Here is an 18656-nt window from a genome sequence, read left to right on the forward strand (position 1 = left end):
ATTCCCGCATCGCGAATAACCCGGAATTGAGCTCGCACGTGGACAAGTTCGAACAACGCCTGGATCAGGCCGCCCGCGCGGCCTGGCTTTCCTATGTCGGGGGCCGCACCCAGGACGAGATAGCAAGCCAGCTCGGTGTGTCGCGTCCCGGCGTGCAGCGCCTGCTGGCCCTGGCGCGTCAGGAAGGGCTGATCAAGGTGCACATCGATCATCCCATCGCCGGCTGCATGGCGCTCTCCGAGGCTCTGTCCGCGCGCTATGGGCTGGAGTTCTGCGACGTGGTGCCCGCCGACCCGGATAATAGCCCCGATGCCAGCACGCCCTATCTGGCCGTGGCGGCGGCCGATCGCCTGTCGCACTACCTGGAGCGCAGCGCCCCCCTGACCTTGTCCCTCGGCACCGGCCGGGCGGTGCGCGCGATGGTCGAGGCGCTCAGCCGGATCGACCGGCCACAGCACCGCTTCGTGTCGCTGGTCGGTAATGTCGCCAGAGACGGTTCCTCCAACCGCTACGATGGCGTGATGGTGCTGGCCGACAAGACGGGCGGCGAGCGTTTCCTGCTGCCGGCGCCGGTGGTGGCCGGTACGGTGGAGGAGCGCGAGGCGCTCTGCGGCCAGCGGCTCTATCAGTCGGTGGAGAAGGTCGCCCGGGAGTCCGAGGCCGCCTTCGTCGGCGTCGGTCGCATCGACCGGCGTGCCAACCTGTTCCGAGATCACTTCATCAGCGAGGCCGAGCTCGACGAACTGCTGGCCGGCGAGGCGGTAGGCGAGCTGCTGGGCTGGCCGCTGAGCCGCGACGGCCGGGTCATCGACTGCTCCATCACCCGCCGCATGACCAGCCTGCCCCTCGAGACCCTGCGCGACCGTCCTCTGGTGGCGGTAGCGGGAGGGCGCGACAAGGGCACGGCGATCCTCGCGGCCCTGCGTGGGGGCTGGCTCAAGGGGCTGGTCACCGACGAGGGCGCGGCGCGGGTCATCGCCGAAGCGGGGCCATGAGGCCAGCCCCCGGCGTGGACTCTGCGGCCTACACCTAAAGTCTAAGGGCGCATTTTTGCTTTTTGCACTCCGACAAATGATCATTTGTTCGGTTTTTGAGTTGAATGATCGAATAGATGAGGCTCGCATCACCGCCGCCTCGTTCATCATGAGGAGCTTCCTATGGCCACCACCGGGCCAGGCATGGATCGGCACATCGCCCAGATGGACGATGAACAGCTGCCGGTTCCGCCGCATAAACTGCACAGATGGCCGCACTTCGCCGGCCTGTATGCCGCCGAGCATGTCGCCGCCACCGAGTTCGTGATCGGTGCCACCTTCGTCGCCCTCGGCGCGGGCATCTGGGACATCCTGATCGGCCTGCTGATCGGCAACGCCCTGGCCGTGCTCAGCTTCTGGCTGATCACCACTCCGATTGCCATCGAGACGCGGCTGAGCCTCTTCACCTACCTTCACCGCATCGCCGGCGACTCGATGGCGTGGCTCTACAACTGGGCCAATGTCATCATCTTCAGCGTCATCTCCGCGGCGATGATCACGGTGTCGGCCACGGCGGTTCGGATCCTGTTCGACATCCCGGCTCAGGCACAGCCCTATCCGACCGATCCGGCGTTCGTGCTGCTGGCGCTGGCTGTCGCGGCCATCGTGGTGCTGATCGCCGTCTACGGCTTCAATGCCCTGACCGAATTCGCCAGTATCTGCGCGCCCTGGCTGATGGTGATGTTCACCGCCGGGGGCATGGTGCTGTTGCCGGAACTGGCCGAATCGGTCACCGGCACCACCACCCTTGGCGACTTCTCCACCTTCATCGAGGTCGCCGGCAGCACCGTCTTCACGGGTACCGATGTCAACGGTGAGCCGGGAATCGGCATCTGGGAGGTGATCGGCTTCGCCTGGGCGGCCAATACCTTCTCGCATTTCGGCCTGATCGACATGGCGCTGCTGCGCTACGCCAAGCGCAAGCGCTCCGGCCTCGCCACCAGCACCGGCATGATGTTCGGTCACTATGTCGCCTGGATCTCGGCCGGCCTGATGGGGGCGGCGACCGCGGCGGTGACCAAGACCAGCATCGCCGTACTGGAACCGGGCGAGGTCGCCTGGCATGCGCTGGGGGCCTCCGGTTTCGTGATCGTGGTCGTCGCCGGCTGGACCACGGCCAATTCCAATCTCTACCGGGCGGGCCTCGCGGCTCAGGCGGTGATGCCCCGGTTCTCCCGCAACAAGGCCACGCTGCTGGTGGGGCTCGGTGTCGCCGCGATCAGCTGCTTTCCGTTCATCTATCGCAGCATGCTGCCGCTGCTGACCTATGCCGGCCTGCTGCTGGTGCCGATCGGTGGCATCATCTTCGCCGAGCACCATCTCTTCCCCCGACTCGGCTTCAGCCGCTTCTGGGCGCGCTACAAGGGCCTCACCCACAACGTGCCGGCGCTCGCGACCTGGGCGCTCTCGCTCACGTTCGGCTTCGCCCTGGACGCCCTCGATCTGATCCCCTTCTATTATCTGTTCGTGCCCACCTGGTGTGTGTCGATCGCCGCCTACACCCTGCTGGCCAAGCGCTTCGGTGCCGCCGAGGCCTACCCCGAGGCGGAAGCGGCCGAGCGCGACTTTCAGTCACGGGTGCAGGCCTTCCACGCCAAGCAGACGGCGCAGGAGCCCGTGGGACCGACCCGGGATACCAGCCCCCTGAGCCGCGTCATCAAGGCCATCTGGATCGTGGGACTGCTGGTGCCCAGCCTCTTGGCCATCAATGTGCTCTTCTTCAGCGCCGACCTGGCCAGCTACCACCAGAACCGCGAGCTGTTCTACGACATCACCATCTGGTGCACCCTGACCTACTTCGTGTTCGCCTACTGGGGCCTGAAGCGTGCCAAGGCCGTGCATGAGGGCCGGGCCCAACTCGCGATGCAGACGGCGGGGCGCTAAGCCCTCGTTGTTACCATCGCTCGCGTAGGTGCCATCGCTCGCGGATAGCCCTGGTGGTGACGCGAATGCCCCTGGCGCAAATGACCCTGGCGTGAAGGAATTAGGCGCGGATGCCGATCTCGGCATCCGCGCCAGTGCGTCTGCCCGCAGGGCCCCGCCTTGCCCCTAAAGTATAAGCGTCCTGGCTTTGCCTTTTCTGGGTTGCTGTCCGATCATTTGATCGTCGATTGATTTGAATGATCGTTTTTCTGGTGTGATCTCATAACAACACAAGAACTTCCCAAAGGAGCAAGCCATGAAGCTTTCACGTGCACTCCCGCTGGCCGGCCTCACGGCCCTCGGCGCCACCGCGGCCCAGGCGGAAACCCTCACCGTGGCCACCGTCAACAACAACGACATGGTGATCATGCAGAGCCTGACCGAGGCCTTCGAGCAGGCGCATCCGGACATCGAACTCGACTGGGTGGTCCTCGAGGAGAACGTGCTGCGCCAGCGCCTGACCACCGACATCGCCACCGGCGGCGGCCAGTTCGATGTCATGACCATCGGCACCTACGAGGTGCCGATCTGGGCCGAGCGTGACTGGCTGACACCGCTCGATAACCTGCCGGCCGACTACCGGGTCGACGACCTGCTGCAGTCGGTGCGCGACGGCCTGAGCCAGGACGGCACCCTGCAGGCGCTGCCGTTCTATGGCGAGAGCTCGATGATGTACTACCGCAAGGACCTGTTCGAGGCCGCCGGCATCGAGATGCCCGAGCAGCCGACTTGGCCGCAGGTCCGCGAGTGGGCCGGCCAGCTTCACGACGCCGAGCAGGAGCGCTACGGCATCTGCCTGCGCGGCAAGCCGGGCTGGGGCGAGAACATGGCGCTGGCCACCACCATGGTCAACAGCTTCGGCGGGCGCTGGTTCGACATGGACTGGAATCCGCAGATCGACTCCCCGGCCTGGCAGGAAGCGATCGGCTTCTATGTCGACCTGCTCAACGACTTCGGCCCTCCCGGTGCCAGCTCCAACGGCTTCAACGAGAACCTGGCGCTGTTCTCCCGTGGCAACTGCGCGATGTGGGTCGACGCCACCTCGGCGGCCGGCAAGCTGTTCGACACCGACGAGTCCCAGGTCGCCGACAAGCTGGGCTTCGCCCCGGCGCCGATCGCGAAGACCTCGAAGGGCTCTCATTGGTTGTGGTCATGGGCCCTGGCGATCCCGGCCTCTTCCGACTCCAAGGATGCGGCTCGCGAGTTCATCACCTGGGCGACCTCCGAGGAGTACGTGAACCTGGTCGGCGAGCGTGAAGGCTGGACCAGCGTGCCCCCGGGCACCCGCAAGTCCACCTACGAGAACCCGAACTACCAGGAAGCCGCGCCCTTCGCCGGCTTCGTGCTGGACGCCATCCAGGGCGCGGATCCCACCGACTCGACCCTGGAACCGAGCCCCTACATCGGCGTGCAGTTCGTCGGTATTCCGGAGTTCCAGTCCATCGGTACCCAGGTCGGCCAGATGGTGGCCTCGGCCCTGACCGGCGAGACCTCCGTCGAGCAGGCCCTGCAGGCGGCGCAGCGTGCCACCGAGCGCACCATGAAGCGCGCCGGCTACCTGGATTGATCCGTGTGCGCCGGCCGGGACTTCCCGGCCGGCGTTCTACTCGCGAACCCTCACGGTTACCGATATGAACAAGACCAGAACTTCCGGGCGCACCATCGGCGGGTTTCGAACCCTCTCGCTGCAGGCGCCTGCCGTCTCCCTGCTTTTCCTGTGGATGATCGTGCCGTTGGCGATGACCGTCTGGTTCTCGCTGCAACGCTACAACCTGCTGATGCCGGGCATGACCGGCTTCGCCGGGCTCGAGAACTACGAATACCTGTTCACCGACCCTGCCCTGTGGTCGGCCATGGGCACCACCCTGCTGATGGTCGGCTGGGTACTCGCGATCACCGTGGTCGGCGGCACCCTGCTGGCGGTGCTCTTCCAGCAGGAATTCATGGGCCAGGGCATCGCCCGGGTACTCGCCATCTCGCCCTTCTTCGTCATGCCCACCGTCAGCGCCCTGGTGTGGAAGAACATGATGATGCACCCAGCCAACGGGGTGCTGTCCTGGGTCGCCGAGCTGTTCGGGCTACCCGCGGTGGACTGGTTCTCGTCGCTGCCGCTGACCTCGATCATCATCATCGTGTCCTGGCAGTGGCTGCCGTTCGCCCTGCTGATCCTGCTGACCGCCATGCAGTCGCTGGACGAGGATCAGGTCGAGGCCGCCCGCATGGACGGTGCCGGGCCGATCGCCATCTTCTTCTTCATCACCCTGCCGCACCTCAAGCGGGCCATCAGCGTGGTGATCATGATCGAGATGATCTTCCTGCTGACCATCTTCGCCGAGATCTTCGTCACCACCTCCGGCGGCCCGGGCCTTGCCACCACCAACCTGGCCTACCTGATCTACATCCGCGCCCTGCTCGACTTCGACGTCGGCATGGCCTCCGCCGGTGGGGTGGTCGCGATCATCCTCGCCAACATCGTTGCCATCTTCCTGGTCCGCATGGTGGCCAAGAACCTGGAAAACTGACGCGGGAGCGCGCACATGACGACTGCAAAAACCAACTCCCTGACCGGGGCCGCCCCGAGGGTGCAGCGGTCTCCCCTGACCGAGGCCCTGCTCAATCGGCGCCTATGGCTCGGCATACTGGGCTGGACCGTGGCCCTGCTGATCTTCTTCCCGATCTTCTGGATGGTGCTGACCGGCTTCAAGACCGAGGCCGAGGCCATCGCCGAGCCGAGCCTGATCTTCTCGCCGACGCTTGATAGCTACGCCGAGGTCCAGAGCCGCGCGGGCTATGCCAAGTTCGCCATCAACAGCGTGGTGGTGGCCTTCGGCTCGACCCTGCTGGCGCTACTGATCGCCATTCCGGCGGCCTACTCGATGGCTTTCCTGCCCACCAAGCGTACCAAGGGCACCCTCTTGTGGATGCTCTCGACCAAGATGCTGCCGCCGGTCGGCGTGCTGGTGCCGATCTATCTGCTGTTCCGCGATGTCGGGCTCCTGGATACCCGTACCGGCCTGATCATCGTCTATACGCTGATGAATCTGCCGATCGTGGTGTGGATGCTCTACACCTTCTTCAAGGACATGCCCAAGGACATCCTCGAAGCGGGCCGCATGGATGGCGCCGGCACCCTGCAGGAAGTGCTCTACCTGCTGCTGCCACTGACCCTGCCGGGCATCGCCTCCACGGGCCTCTTGTCGGTGATCCTGAGCTGGAACGAGGCCTTCTGGAGTCTCAACCTGACCTCGTCCCAGGCGGCGCCGCTGACGGCCTACATCGCCTCCTTCTCGAGCCCCGAGGGACTGTTCTGGGCCAAGCTCTCCGCGGCCTCGACCATGGCCATCGCACCCATCCTCGTCTTTGGGTGGCTCACCCAGAAGCAGATGGTGCGCGGTCTGACCTTCGGTGCGGTGAAATAAATGATGACGGTGCAGACGACGGGTCTTCGGCTGGCGCTCTGGTGTCACCACAGGAAACAGATGGTGCGCGGCCTGACCTTCGGTGCGGTGAAATAATCAATGGCACGCCTTCGGCCGCTGCCCTGGCATAACGACAAGAAACAGAGGCTTCGCGGCGCCCTCGGCGCCGCCAGGTAAAGGAATCTCATTATGGCAACGCTAGAACTCAAGCAGATCACCAAGAGCTTCGGCGACACCGACGTCATCAAGGGCGTCGATCTCGAGGTCAATGATCGGGAATTCGTGGTCTTCGTCGGACCCTCCGGCTGCGGCAAGTCGACCCTGATGCGCATGATCGCCGGGCTCGAGAGCGCCACCAGCGGCGACATCCTCATCGACGGGGCGCGCATGAACGAGGTGGGCCCCGCCGATCGCGGCCTGGCCATGGTCTTCCAGAGCTATGCGCTCTACCCGCACATGACGGTCGAAGACAACATGGGCTTCAGCATGCGCCTGGCCGGGGTGTCCAAGGAGAAACGCCGCGAGAAGGTCCTCGAGGCGGCCAAGATCCTGCAGCTCGAGCCGCTGCTGGAGCGCAAGCCCAAGGCGCTCTCCGGTGGCCAGCGCCAGCGCGTGGCGATCGGCCGCGCCATCGTGCGTAACCCGAGCATCTTCCTGTTCGACGAGCCGCTCTCCAACCTCGATGCGGCCCTGCGCGTGCAGATGCGCATCGAACTGGCGAGGCTCCATGAAGAGCTCGACGCCACCATGATCTACGTCACCCACGACCAGATCGAGGCCATGACCATGGCCGACAAGATCGTGGTGCTGCAGGGCGGCGAGGTCGAGCAGGTCGGCTCGCCGATGGAGCTCTATCACCATCCCCGAAATCGCTTCGTGGCCGGCTTCATCGGCTCGCCGAAGATGAACTTCATCGATGTCGAACTGGCGTCCACCGGCGCCGAGGGCTCCTCCATCAAGCTGCCGGGAGGCGAGACCCGCGAGGTGCCGATCGATGGGACGGGCCTTGCCAGCGGCGCGGCCCTCGAGCTGGGCGTGCGCCCGGAGCACATCGAACTCGACGATCAGGGCCCGATGGAGGGGCGCATCCAGGTGCTCGAGCGACTCGGTGGTCAGACCTCGCTGTATGTGCAGATGGGCGACAGCCTGCTGACCATCATGGCCGACGGCGACGTGGCCTATCGGGTCAACGACACGGTGCGTTTTGGCTTCTCGGCAGATCGCGCTCACCTGTTTGACGCGGAAGGGCTGTCACTTCCCAAGCTGCATCGTCATCCCCTGGCCGGCCTGCGTCGCCAGGACAATCGCGCACCCTCCGACGCCGTCGGCCAGTGAGGAGAGGGTCATGGACAGCCTGATCTTCGACTGCGACGGCGTGCTGGTGGACAGCGAGGCGATCGCCGAGGCCACCCTGATCGACCTGCTGGGGGCCTGGCTGCCGGATCTGGCCACCGAGGAGGAACTGAAGGCGGCGCTGGGCATGACCACGGCCAATATCCTTGGCCACCTGGAGGCGCGTAGCGTCCATCGCCTGCCGGCCAACGCCACGGCGCGGGTCGATGAGACCATCGAGGCGCGCCTGGCCCGCGAGCTGGGTGCCATCGACGGTGTCGCCGAGGCCATCGAGGCGTTGACTCTGCCGCTGGCGGTGGTCTCCAACAGCCGCCGCCAGCGGGTACTGGCCTCGCTGGCCACCACCGGGCTCGATGCCCGGCTGGGCGAGGTGCCGATCTTCACCGCCGATCAGGTGGCGGCCCCCAAGCCGGACCCGTCGATCTATCGCCTGGCCGCCCGGGAGCTGGGCTGTGCGCCCGGCGACTGCCTGGTGGTGGAGGACAGCGTGGCCGGCGTCACCGCGGCTCACGGTGCCGGCATGACGGTGATCGGCTTCATCGGCGCCAGCCATGTGCCGGCAGGGCAGGCCGAACGGCTCCGCGAGGCCGGGGCCTGGCGGGTCCTGTCTCATATGCAGGGGCTCGAGGCGCTGGTGCAGCAGTGGCGTGACACCCGTCGGTCAGTGGTCGATGCCTGATCGGTCGGGGGCTTCTTCAAGCGAACAGGAAGGGCGAGAGCATGAAACTCCATGACAAGGTAGCCGTGGTAACCGGCGGCGCACGGGGCATCGGCCTGGCCATCGCCGAGCGCTATCTGGCCGAGGGTGCCCGGGTGGTGGTCGCCGACATCGACACGACGGCCATCGACCAGGCCGTGGCCCGGCTTGACGGTGGCGAGCGGGTACTGGGCCTGCGCCTGGATGTCTGCGATCGCGCCTCGATCGACGCTCTGGTCGATGAGGTCACCCTCCGGTTCGGCGGCATCGACATCCTGGTCAACAACGCGGCGGTATTCGACATGGCGCCGGTGCTCGAGGTGACCGAGGAGAGCATCGACAGGCAGTTTGCCGTCAACGTCAAGGGCGCCTTCTTCACCCTGCAGGCGGTTGCCCGGGCCATGGTCGCGCGGGGCCGCGGGGGCAAGATCATCAACATGGCCTCCCAGGCCGGCAGGCGCGGCGAGCCGCTGGTCAGTGTCTACTGCGCCAGCAAGGCGGCGATGATCAGCCTGACCCAGTCCTGCGGGCTTTCGCTGATCGAGCATGGCATCCACGTCAACGGCATCGCCCCGGGCGTGGTCGACACCCCGATGTGGGATGAGGTCGATGCGCTCTTCGCCCGCTACGAGGGGCGCCCGCTCGGCGAGAAGAAGCGCCTGGTCGGCGAGGCAGTGCCCTACGGGCGCATGGGCCGCCCGGAGGACCATGCCGGTGCCGCGGTCTTCCTGGCCAGTGACGACAGCGACTATGTAGTGGCTCAGACCCTCAATGTCGATGGCGGCAACTGGATGAGCTGATGTGACGAGTGATCGCCTGGAATGATGACCATGATTCCCCATATCCATGACATGACCGTGCGGCTGCTCGAGGCGGCGAGCGGGCGAGAACGCTTCATCGTGGCCCTGGCCGGGCCGCCGGCAGCGGGCAAGTCCTTCCTCTCGGAATGGCTGTGTCGCGAACTCAACGAGCGCAGCCCCGGGATCGCCGCCGTGGTGCCCATGGACGGCTACCACTTCGACAATGCGGTGCTCGAGCCCGAGGGCCTGGTGCCGGTGAAGGGGGCTCCCGAGACCTTCGACATCGACGGGCTCCATGGGGATCTCGTGCGCATCCGCCGTGCCGATCGCACGGTGGCGGTACCGGTCTTCGACCGCCCGCTGGACCTGGCGCGGGCCGGCGGGCGCCTGATCACCCTTGAGCATCGGCTGATCATCGTCGAGGGCAACTACCTGCTGCTGGACCAGGGTGACTGGCCGAGCCTTCGGCCCCTTTACGACCTGACGCTGTTCCTCGAGGTACCCGATGAGCTCCTCGAGGCCCGGCTGATACAGCGCTGGCTGGGCATGGGCCAGGATCAGGCCGGGGCCCTCGAACGCACGCGCCACAAGGACATGCTCAATGCCCGGCTGATCAAGACCGCCTCGGTGTCCGCCGACGTGCACTGGGCCGCGACGGCCTGATCAGGGGTCGAGCCATCATTTTTCGTTGGCCGGGAGCGATCCCGGCGCTTTACCCACCCCGCCCGATCCCGGCGGGATTGACGCTTCTCAGGAGCACCAGCATGACCCAACTCGACAACGCCCACCTGATGGACCTGGGCCCCGACGTCGCCACACCGAGTTACGACCGGCAGGCGGTTACCGCGGGCATCGTCCACATCGGGGTCGGTGGCTTTCATCGCGCCCATCAGGCCATGTATCTGGACGAGCTGATGAACCGGGGCGAGGCGCTGGACTGGGGCATCGTCGGGGTCGGCGTGATGCCCGGCGATCGTCGCATGCAGGAGATCCTGGCCGCCCAGGATCATCTCTACACCCTGGTGGTGAAGCACCCCGACGGTCGCCGCGAGGCGCGGGTGATCGGCGCCATGCTCGACTACCTGTTCGCCCCGGAGGACCCGGAGGCGGTGATCGAGAAGATGGCGGACCCGGCGATCCGCATCGTCTCCCTGACCGTCACCGAGGGTGGCTACAACTTCCACCCGGTCAGCGGCGAGTTCGACCTCGACAATCCCGACGTCCAGCATGACCTGGCGCCCGAGGCCGCCCCGAAGACCTCCTTCGGCCTGGTCATCGAGGCGCTGCGTCGCCGCCGCGAGCGGGGCATCACGCCCTTCACGGTGATGTCCTGCGACAACATCCAGGGCAACGGCGACGTCGCCCGCAAGATGTTCACCGCCTTCGCCCATGCCCGGGACGTCGAGCTCGGCGCCTGGGTCGAGGCCGAGGTGCCCTTCCCGAACTCGATGGTCGATCGCATCACGCCGGTTACCACCCCCGAGGACATCGCCGAGCTCGGCAGCCAGTTCGGCGTCGAGGATGCCTGGCCGGTGGTCTGCGAGCCCTTCACCCAATGGGTGCTGGAGGATCATTTCGTCGCCGGCCGCCCGGCCTTCGAGCAGGTCGGCGTGCAGGTGGTCGAGGACGTCGTGCCCTATGAGCTGATGAAGCTGCGGCTGCTCAACGCCAGCCACCAGGCGCTGGCCTACTTCGGCTACCTGGCCGGCTATCGCTACGCCCACGAGGCCAGCGCCGACCCGCTATTCGAGGCCTTCCTGCTCGATTACATGACTCACGAGGCAACGCCGACCCTGTCGCCGCTGCCGGGGGTCGACCTGGACGCCTATCGCCGCACCCTGATCTCGCGCTTCGCCAATCCCGAGGTGCGGGACACCCTGGCGCGGCTGTGTGCCGAGAGCTCGGATCGCATTCCGAAATGGATGGTGCCGCTGATTCGTCAGCAGCTCGAGACCGGCGGCGATATCCATCGCTGCGCGGCGGTGGTGGCGAGCTGGGCTCGCTACGACGAGGGCGTCGACGAGCAGGGTGAGCCGATCACCGTGGTCGACCGCCTGAAGGACGAGCTGATGGCGATCGCGGCGCGTAACCACGAGCATCCCACCGCCTTCATCGAGAACGAGGAGCTGTTCGGCGATCTGGCCGAGAACGAGCGCTTCCGCCAGGCCTATCTCCAGGCGCTTGAGAGCCTGCATCAGCGCGGCGCCCGTGCCACGCTGGAGGCGCTGGTCGCGGCCTAACACCGGCACAGGCACCCCGAGCCCGCCGCCCGCGGGCTCGGGATCACGGCGAGGAGGTGGGCATGTATCTTGGGGTGGATTGCGGTACCCAGAGCACCAAGGTGGTGATCGTCGACATTGAGGCCGTCGCCATTGTCGGCGAGGCGAGCCGCCCGCATCGGCTGATCGAGGGCGAGCACGGTCGCCGCGAGCAGCACCCTGGTGACTGGCTGGCGGCCTTCCGCGGCGCCTTCAGCGAGGCCGTGGCCCGCGCGGGCATCGACGCCCGCGAGATTCGCGCCATCGGGGTGTCGGGGCAGCAGCATGGCCTGGTGGCGCTGGATCGTGAGGGCGAGCCGGTCTATCCGGCCAAGCTGTGGTGCGACACCGAGACCGCCGCCCACAATGCCGACCTGGTCGAGCGCCTGGGCGGCGAGGCGGGCTGTCTCGACAAGCTCGGCCTGGTGCTGCAGACCGGCTATACCGCCTCCAAGCTCGCCTGGCTGCGCGATACCCACCCCAAGGCCTACCGGCGCATCGAAAGCCTCTTGTTGCCCCACGACTACCTCAACTTCTGGCTGACCGGGGAGCGGGTCAGCGAGGCCGGGGATGCCTCCGGGACCGGCTACTTCGATACCCGCACCCGGCGCTGGCGTGAGGATGTCTTCGCCGAGATCGCCCCGGAACTCGACCCGGCGCGGGTGCTGCCGCGGCTGATCGAGGCCCATGAGGCGGCCGGCATGGTGCGCCCGGCGCTGGCCCGGGAGCTGGGGCTCGCCGAGGGGGTGGTGGTCTCGAGCGGGGGCGGCGATAACATGCTCGGCGCCATCGGCACCGGCAACATCGCGCCGGGCGAGATCACCATGAGCCTCGGCACCTCCGGTACCCTCTGTGCCCATGCCGATGGGCCGGTGCGGACCGGCAGCGCCATGGTCGCCAACTTCTGCTCGAGCGACGGCGGCTGGCTGCCGCTGATCTGCACCATGAATGCCACCTCGGCGACGACCCGGGTGCGGGAAATGCTGGGGCTGGCGCTTAGTGATTTCGGCGCGCATTTCGCCTCGGCGCCGATCGGTGCCGAGGGGATCCTGATGCTGCCGTTTCTCGATGGTGAGCGGGTGCCGGCGTTGCCTAACGCTTCGGCCAGCCTCCTGGGGCTGACCGGTACCAACCTGACCCGCGCCAACCTGTGTCGTGCGGTGGTGGAGGGGGTGACTCTCGGGCTGCGCTTCGGCCTCGAGCAGCTCGGCACGCTGGCCGGCGAGGCGCACCAGATCCGCCTGATCGGCGGCGGGGCGAAGAGTCCGGCTTGGCGTCAGATGGTGGCCGATATCACCGGTATCCCGGTGGTCAGCCCTCGAGTCACCGATGCCGCGGCGCTGGGGGCGGCCCTGCAGGCTGCCTGGTGCGAGAGGCAGGGCAGCACCACGCTTTCGCACCTGTGCGAGCGGCTGGTGGTGCTTGATGAAGCGACTCGGGCCGAGCCCGCGCCGGCAAGCGTCATGGCCTATGAGGCGGTCTATGCCCGCTATCGCCGGGCCCTGGCCGAGCAGCATGGCGTGTCGGCCGAGCGCCACTCGCCCTAGCCGGTGCTGCCAGCGTCAGAAGCCGGGTGGCCGGCCGCGTGGAGCGCCCGGCCACCCACTCCTCATCTTCCTTCGCTCATCTCCTGGACCAAGCCCCTCGCTCGTGTGGACGGCACGGGGCGAGTCTCCGGCCTTGCCGGCTCGCCGGGACTCACAGCAGGCGCCAAAGGGCGGCGGTGATCACGCCGGCGCCGATGGCCGGCAGTGGCTTGCGGGTCGCCAGCATCACCCCCAGGGTGGCGACCAGCGCCAGGCGGGCGGCGCTATCGCCCCTGACCGCCATGGGCGTGATCACCGCCACCAGTACCGAGCCGCTCATGGCATTGATGAATCGCTCCATCCTCGGCCCGATGGGCACCCAGGACATCATCAGCACGCCCCCGGCGCGGGTCAGGTAGGTCACCAGCGCCATGATGACGATGGCGGTGAGCGCCCCGGCGGGGCTCACGGGCAGGGTCATGAAACGGCCTCCCGGGCAGTGGGGCGGGGCGGCATCAGCAGGCCGACGGCGCCGCCGGCCAGGGCGCCGACGATTACGTGGGCATTGGCGGGCAGCCACTTGAGTGCCGCCAGGGTGGTCAGGGCGGCCACGCTCCAGGGCAGCAGCACCCAGAGATCCCGCTTGCCGGTCATCAGCATGGCCATCAGGAAACAGCTCATGATCACGTCCAGCCCGAAGCGCTCGGGCTCGGTGATGCCGCTGCTGAACACCACCCCGAGCAGGGTGCCGATCAGCCAGGCCAGCCACAGTGCCAGGCCGGCGCCGACCAGCATGCCGACGTTGTCGGTGTCACCGCGCTGATAGTCCGTGGCGGCCATCGCCCAGTTGGAGTCGCTGAGCAGTGTCAGGCTGAGATAACGCTGTCGCGGCGGCAGGTGGCGTAGCCAGGGATAGATGGCGGCGCCCATCACGAGATGACGGGCGTTGATGGCGAAGGTGGTGGCGATCAGCGCCACCAGCGGGATCTCTGGGCCCCACATCTCCAGCACCGCGAACTGGGCGGGCCCGGCAAAGACCAGCCCGCTCATCATCACGGCCTCCAGGCCGGATAGCCCCCGGTGCAGCGCCGCGACCCCGAACGCCAGCCCGAAGGCCATGGTGAACAGCGAGATCGGCGCCATGCGCTTGAGGCCGACGAGGGTGCCGGCGGGATCGAGCCGGGCACTGGAGAGTGGAGAGGACATGGCGCTCCGTGGCGTGGCAGAGGATGCGCCATATCCTGCCGCCTTCGCCCTCGAGGGGCAAGACGAAGGTCGAGGGCGGGTGACACGATGCTTTTGGCGACGCCCCTGAGCCCCTCGCCGATGGAGCCGGGCTTATTCCCCTTACCCGCGCCATACCCCGGCGACGATCTCGTAGCTTTGCAGCCGGTCCTGCTGGGCGAAGACGTCGGTGTGCAGCATCAGCTCGTCGGCGCCGGTGAGCTCGAGCACTGTCTCCAGTCCCTGCTTGACCGTCTCGGGTCCGCCGATCACGGCGGCGCCCAGGAACTGCTCGACCTGCGCTTGCTCCCGGGCACTCCAGTCCAGCACCTCGACCGGGGGCAGCGAGCGGGTCGGCCGACCGCGGATCAGGTTGAGAAACTTCTGCTGGGCGGTGGTCGCCAGGTACTGGGCGTGGAAATCGCTCTCGGCGGCGATCACCGGCAGGCCGACCATGGCATAGGGGGCGTCCAGCACCGCCGAGGGCTGGAAGTTGTCGCGATAGAGCCTGAGCGCCTCGAGCAGCTGGGCGGGGGCGAACTGGGCAGCGAAGGCGAAGGGCAGGCCGAGCCTCGCGGCCAGGCGAGCGCTGTAGTCGCTGGAGCCGAGCAGCCAGGTGGGCACATGGGTGCCCTGGCCGGGAATCGCCTTGACCCGCTGGCCGGGGCGGGCCTCATCGAGATAGCCCCGTAGCTCCTCGAGCCGGTCGGGGAAGTCGTTGACCCCGGCCTGGGGGTTGCGGCGCATGGCGGCCATGGTGGCGCCGTCAGAGCCCGGCGCGCGGCCGAGGCCCAGATCGATGCGCCCGGGATAGAGGGTCTCGAGGGTGCCGAACTGCTCGGCGATCACCAGCGGCGGGTGGTTGGGCAGCATGATGCCCCCGCTGCCCACGCGGATGCGCTCGGTGTGGCCGGCCACATGACCGATCAATACCGAGGTGGCCGCGCTGGCGATGCCATCGATATTGTGGTGCTCGGCCAGCCAGTAGCGGCTGAAGCCTAGCCGCTCGGTCTGCTGCGCGAGGGTGACGGTGTCCTTGAAGGTATCGGCGGCGCTGCCGCCCTGGCGAATCGGCGCCAGGTCGAGCACCGACAGGGCGGTGTGGGCGAGTCGAGAATGGGCAGGACGTGACATGGGGCTCCCGGCTGGAATCAGAGTAGGGGAGGATTGTTAGCATCCTCATGATTGCAGCATGGAGGCGTTGTCCGCTAATGACAAGGGGGAGGAAGGCTGGCTCCTCCCCAGTACCTTATTCCTGGTCTTACTTGGCCCTAGCCTTAACCTTAGCCGGCCAGCTCCCAGGCCAACCAACCACCGGCCAGCACGGTCAGGCTCGCTCCCAGCGGGCGGGCATGGCGCCTCCACAGACCCAGTGCGGCCTCGCCGGCCAGTGCCACCAGCAGCGCCAGGCCGAAGTAGCGTAGCCCGCGGCCGATCAGGGCCGCCAGCAGGAACAGCGGGATCGGGTAATCGCTGGCGCCCGCCACCAGCATGGCGGTCTGGAAGGGAATGGGGATGACGCCCACGGCCAGGATGGCGATGAAGCCGTTGTCCAGGAAACGCGCCTGAAAGGTCTGGTAGGCCGCTTCGCCGCCGAAGAGCGGGATCAGCGTCTCGCCCCACTGGGCCATGGCCAGGCTCCCGAGGCCATAGCCGATCAGGGCGGCGAACAGGTTGCCGGCCAGGGCCACTCCGGCGATACGAAAGCGGCGATGGGGCTCGGCGATCATCCAGGGAATCAGGATCACCTCGATGGGGATCGGCACCAGCAGGGTTTCCAGTACCGAGGCGAGGCCCAGCAGCCACAGGGCGTGGCGCGAGGCACTCAGGCGGGAAAGCCAGCGACGGGCAGAGGTCAGGGAGCGCAGCATGGCATCTCGAAAGCGCGGTAGCGGACGGCCAGTATACCAGTGTCGGTGGGCGGTCTATGATGAAAGAACGATATGGCGGGCCCCGACCGGAGGCGCCGATGTCCCCCCGAAAGCATCGTCACAAGCCCCGTCATGGCGCCACCCGCCGTGTGCCCCGTACCGCCGCGCCGCGCCGCTGGCTCTCCCGCCTCGATGCCTGGCTGACCGAGCCGCGCCTCAACGCCCTGGTGGATATCGCCGTGCTGACCGCCCTGATCACGGCCGGCCTGTCGCTGGCAGTCACCCTATGGCTGGCGCCCTGAGGTTGCCCCTTATCGCTCTAACCTGCTCCCCTTACCGCCAGCGAATCGATGCTGGGCAGCCGGAAGCAGCAAGCCATGCTCGCCACCACTGAGCATGATTTCATCTGACTGAATGTTTCCTGCCGCCTCATCCGTTGATAATGCAACTTCACTCAACCAAGAGGTGCTCATGTCACAACTTCCTCTGGATCGTTTCCTGCCCGGCGTCAGTGGGCTGGCCTATGGCTGCATGGGCCTGGGCGGCGACTGGGACGCCAGTCCCGTCGAGGCCCGTCATGTCACCCAGGCGCACCGTGCGCTGGATGCCGCCCTGGAGGCGGGCATCAACTTCTTCGACCATGCCGACATCTATGCACGGGGCAAGGCCGAGAGCGCCTTCGGCCGGGTGCTCAAGGAGCGCCCGGCACTGCGCGAGTCGATCTTCCTGCAGACCAAGTGCGGCATCCGTTTCGAGGATGCCAAGGGCCCCAAGCGCTTCGACTTCTCCGCCGACTGGATTCGCGCCTCGGTGGAAGGCAGCCTTAAGCGCCTCGGGGTCGAGACGCTGGACGTGCTGCAGCTGCACCGTCCCGACCCCTTGATGGTGCCCGACGAGATCGCCGAGGTGTTCACGGCGTTGAAGGCCGAGGGCAAGGTGCGCCACTTCGGGGTATCGAACATGCAGCGCCACCAGCTCGAGTTTCTGCAGGCGGCGCTTCAGGCACCGCTGGTCGCCAACCAGCTCGAGCTCGGCCTGCATCGGCTGGAGTTCCTGGAGGAGGGCGTGCTGGCCAATCAGCCCGAGGGTACGGCCAGCAACTTCACCCCTGGTACCCTGGAATACTGCCGACGCCACGGCGTGCAGCTGCAGGCCTGGGGCTGCCTGAGTCAGGGGCGCTTCACGGGGCGCGCCCTCGAGGAGCAGCCGGCATCAATCAAGGCAACCGCCGCCCTGGTGAGCGAGCTCGCCGAGCAGCATGGGGTGAGCCGCGAGGCCATCGTGCTGGCCTGGTTAAGGCGTCATCCGGCCAACATCCAGCCGGTGATCGGCAGCACCGACCCCACCCGCATCGCGGCCTGCGGCGAGGCGCTCGCCATTACTCTCTCGCGAGAGGACTGGTATCGGCTCTACGTCTGCGCTCGCGGCGGCGACCTGCCCTGAGGCAGCGGGCAGGCGCCTGTCGCGCCTGCCTGGCGGGGCTTATGCTCGCCGGAACCTTCCTCTACACTCATCCCTCATATACGCATGCCGTTTTCCTGAATCGCGGGGTCGTGTGGCCAATGCTGGGCTTCCTGCAGGGATTTTCCTATGGACTCTTTCTCACCAGCCTAGTGTGGCTGGTGCTGGGGGTGATCCGTCCTGCGCTGGGCGACCCCGGCACGCCGCCGCGTCGCTGGCCGGTAGTGGTGCGCTACGCCTTCGTGGCGCCGAGCCTTGCGGTGCTACTGTGGCTGACCTCGCTATGGGGCGGCTTCTCGCCGAGCCTCGGGGGCTGGCTCGCTGGCCTCGCGGCGATTGCCGTCGAGGTGCCGCTGGAGCGGCGCTGGCGCGGCTGGCTTGCCCACCGCCGCCAGGCACGCGAGGGGCAGCAGCGCCGGGCCGAGACCGCCCGGCGCCAGGCTCGCGAGCGCCAGGAAGCGGGCGTTCAGATCCTCGATCCCGAACGTCCGCCTGTGGATGCCGATGAGCTGGTGCTGGCGCTGTGCCGCGCCAAGCAGGCGCTGCTCGAGGTCGATCGTGCCGATCACGCGCCTCAGGCCGATCGCCTCTACAGCCGCTATCGCCACGTGCTCGGCGTGCTGGGGAGCCGCTTCGAGGCGGGCGAGCTGGCCTACGAGCGCGCCCGCGGCCTGGTCACCCAGGTCTGTCTCGGTGCCATCGACAACCTGACCGCCATGGCCCATCAGGCCGGCGGCATTTCCGGGGTGGATGCCGCCTACGTCAAGCGCCGGCTGACCCGCGACGCCGATACCCTGACCGTCGAGGAGCGTATCGCCCTCAAGCGCCGCCTGGCGCTGGTCGAGGACACCGAACGCCAGCTGCGCCAGCTGGCGGCCCGCAACGAAGCGGCACTGACGGCGCTGGATGACGCCGCCGTGGCGGTGGCGAGGCTGCGCACCGACAAGCCCCAGGCGAGTCTGGACGCCGACCAGGCCTGCGCCGATCTCAAGCGCTTCGTCGAGGGCGCCGAGCGCTATGACCGCAGCCTCTGATCCTAGGTCCTCTGATACCGGCGCCTCTGCTACCAGAACCTTGATCATGCCCTTAT

General features: G+C 67.3%; 18 protein-coding genes. 14 read left to right on the plus strand and 4 right to left on the minus strand.

The window, feature by feature from the left end; genetic code table 11:
* Positions 1-26: 26 nt before the first annotated feature.
* The 11 genes from IEJ03_RS02045 to xylB all read left to right on the plus strand — a co-directional run bounded on the left by IEJ03_RS02045 (position 27) and on the right by xylB (position 13031).
* Positions 27-995: a sugar-binding transcriptional regulator gene (locus tag IEJ03_RS02045; RefSeq protein ID WP_277950337.1), complete on the plus strand. Its 969-nt coding sequence runs from the start codon at positions 27-29 to the stop codon at positions 993-995.
* Positions 996-1157: 162 nt separating this feature from the next.
* Complete coding sequence (locus IEJ03_RS02050) at positions 1158-2918, plus strand: hypothetical protein (RefSeq protein WP_192036070.1); 1761 nt, start codon at positions 1158-1160, stop codon at positions 2916-2918.
* Between the two features lie 295 nt (positions 2919-3213).
* A complete protein-coding gene (locus IEJ03_RS02055) occupies positions 3214-4524 on the plus strand; it encodes a sugar ABC transporter substrate-binding protein (RefSeq protein WP_192036071.1) in 1311 nt (436 codons plus the stop codon).
* 64 nt (positions 4525-4588) lie between these two features.
* Positions 4589-5479 (plus strand): sugar ABC transporter permease, encoded by an 891-nt coding sequence (locus IEJ03_RS02060; RefSeq protein WP_192036072.1) that lies wholly within the window; start codon positions 4589-4591, stop codon positions 5477-5479.
* Positions 5480-5494: 15 nt separating this feature from the next.
* On the plus strand, positions 5495-6376 hold the full coding sequence (locus IEJ03_RS02065) for a carbohydrate ABC transporter permease (protein WP_192036073.1): 882 nt from the start codon (positions 5495-5497) through the stop codon (positions 6374-6376).
* Between the two features lie 189 nt (positions 6377-6565).
* Entirely contained in the window at positions 6566-7711 is a 1146-nt protein-coding gene (gene ugpC, locus IEJ03_RS02070) for a sn-glycerol-3-phosphate ABC transporter ATP-binding protein UgpC (protein ID WP_192036074.1), read from the plus strand.
* A 10-nt stretch (positions 7712-7721) separates the two neighbouring features.
* The gene (locus tag IEJ03_RS02075) at positions 7722-8408 is read left to right on the plus strand and encodes an HAD-IA family hydrolase (RefSeq protein WP_192036075.1); all 687 of its coding nucleotides are present in this window, start codon (positions 7722-7724) and stop codon (positions 8406-8408) included.
* 41 nt (positions 8409-8449) lie between these two features.
* Positions 8450-9226 carry an L-iditol 2-dehydrogenase gene (locus IEJ03_RS02080; RefSeq protein WP_192036076.1) on the plus strand — a complete coding sequence of 259 codons (777 nt, stop codon included), beginning with the start codon at positions 8450-8452 and terminating at the stop codon, positions 9224-9226.
* A 30-nt stretch (positions 9227-9256) separates the two neighbouring features.
* Positions 9257-9889, plus strand: coding sequence for a nucleoside/nucleotide kinase family protein (locus IEJ03_RS02085; RefSeq protein WP_192037140.1), 633 nt, complete (start codon positions 9257-9259; stop codon positions 9887-9889).
* 101 nt (positions 9890-9990) lie between these two features.
* Positions 9991-11466 carry a mannitol dehydrogenase family protein gene (locus IEJ03_RS02090; RefSeq protein WP_192036077.1) on the plus strand — a complete coding sequence of 492 codons (1476 nt, stop codon included), beginning with the start codon at positions 9991-9993 and terminating at the stop codon, positions 11464-11466.
* A 62-nt stretch (positions 11467-11528) separates the two neighbouring features.
* Positions 11529-13031 (plus strand): xylulokinase, encoded by a 1503-nt coding sequence (gene xylB / locus IEJ03_RS02095; RefSeq protein WP_192036078.1) that lies wholly within the window; start codon positions 11529-11531, stop codon positions 13029-13031.
* A 151-nt stretch (positions 13032-13182) separates the two neighbouring features.
* On the opposite strand, the gene IEJ03_RS02100 is transcribed toward xylB, so the two are convergent.
* From IEJ03_RS02100 to IEJ03_RS02115, 4 genes are all read right to left on the minus strand, one after another.
* Complete coding sequence (locus IEJ03_RS02100; protein ID WP_192036079.1) at positions 13183-13491, minus strand: AzlD domain-containing protein; 309 nt, start codon at positions 13489-13491, stop codon at positions 13183-13185.
* Entirely contained in the window at positions 13488-14216 is a 729-nt protein-coding gene (locus IEJ03_RS02105; RefSeq protein WP_192036080.1) for an AzlC family ABC transporter permease, read from the minus strand. Before IEJ03_RS02105 ends, IEJ03_RS02100 begins: the two co-directional genes overlap by 4 nt.
* Positions 14217-14357: 141 nt before the next feature.
* A complete protein-coding gene (locus IEJ03_RS02110) occupies positions 14358-15368 on the minus strand; it encodes an LLM class flavin-dependent oxidoreductase (protein WP_192036081.1) in 1011 nt (336 codons plus the stop codon).
* A 149-nt stretch (positions 15369-15517) separates the two neighbouring features.
* Positions 15518-16105: a DedA family protein gene (locus tag IEJ03_RS02115; protein WP_192036082.1), complete on the minus strand. Its 588-nt coding sequence runs from the start codon at positions 16103-16105 to the stop codon at positions 15518-15520.
* Positions 16106-16203: 98 nt separating this feature from the next.
* Here IEJ03_RS02115 and IEJ03_RS02120 point away from each other — a divergent pair, with 98 nt between their 5' ends.
* From IEJ03_RS02120 to IEJ03_RS02130, 3 genes are all read left to right on the plus strand, one after another.
* Positions 16204-16407: a hypothetical protein gene (locus IEJ03_RS02120; RefSeq protein WP_192036083.1), complete on the plus strand. Its 204-nt coding sequence runs from the start codon at positions 16204-16206 to the stop codon at positions 16405-16407.
* Positions 16408-16576: 169 nt separating this feature from the next.
* The gene (locus tag IEJ03_RS02125; RefSeq protein ID WP_192036084.1) at positions 16577-17548 is read left to right on the plus strand and encodes an aldo/keto reductase; all 972 of its coding nucleotides are present in this window, start codon (positions 16577-16579) and stop codon (positions 17546-17548) included.
* A gap of 119 nt (positions 17549-17667) precedes the next feature.
* Positions 17668-18600: a cobyrinic acid a,c-diamide synthase gene (locus IEJ03_RS02130; protein ID WP_192037141.1), complete on the plus strand. Its 933-nt coding sequence runs from the start codon at positions 17668-17670 to the stop codon at positions 18598-18600.
* Positions 18601-18656 lie beyond the last annotated feature (56 nt).

Origin of the sequence: Halomonas sp. YLGW01 (genome assembly GCF_014840935.1) — a bacterium.
GTDB lineage: Bacteria > Pseudomonadota > Gammaproteobacteria > Pseudomonadales > Halomonadaceae > Onishia.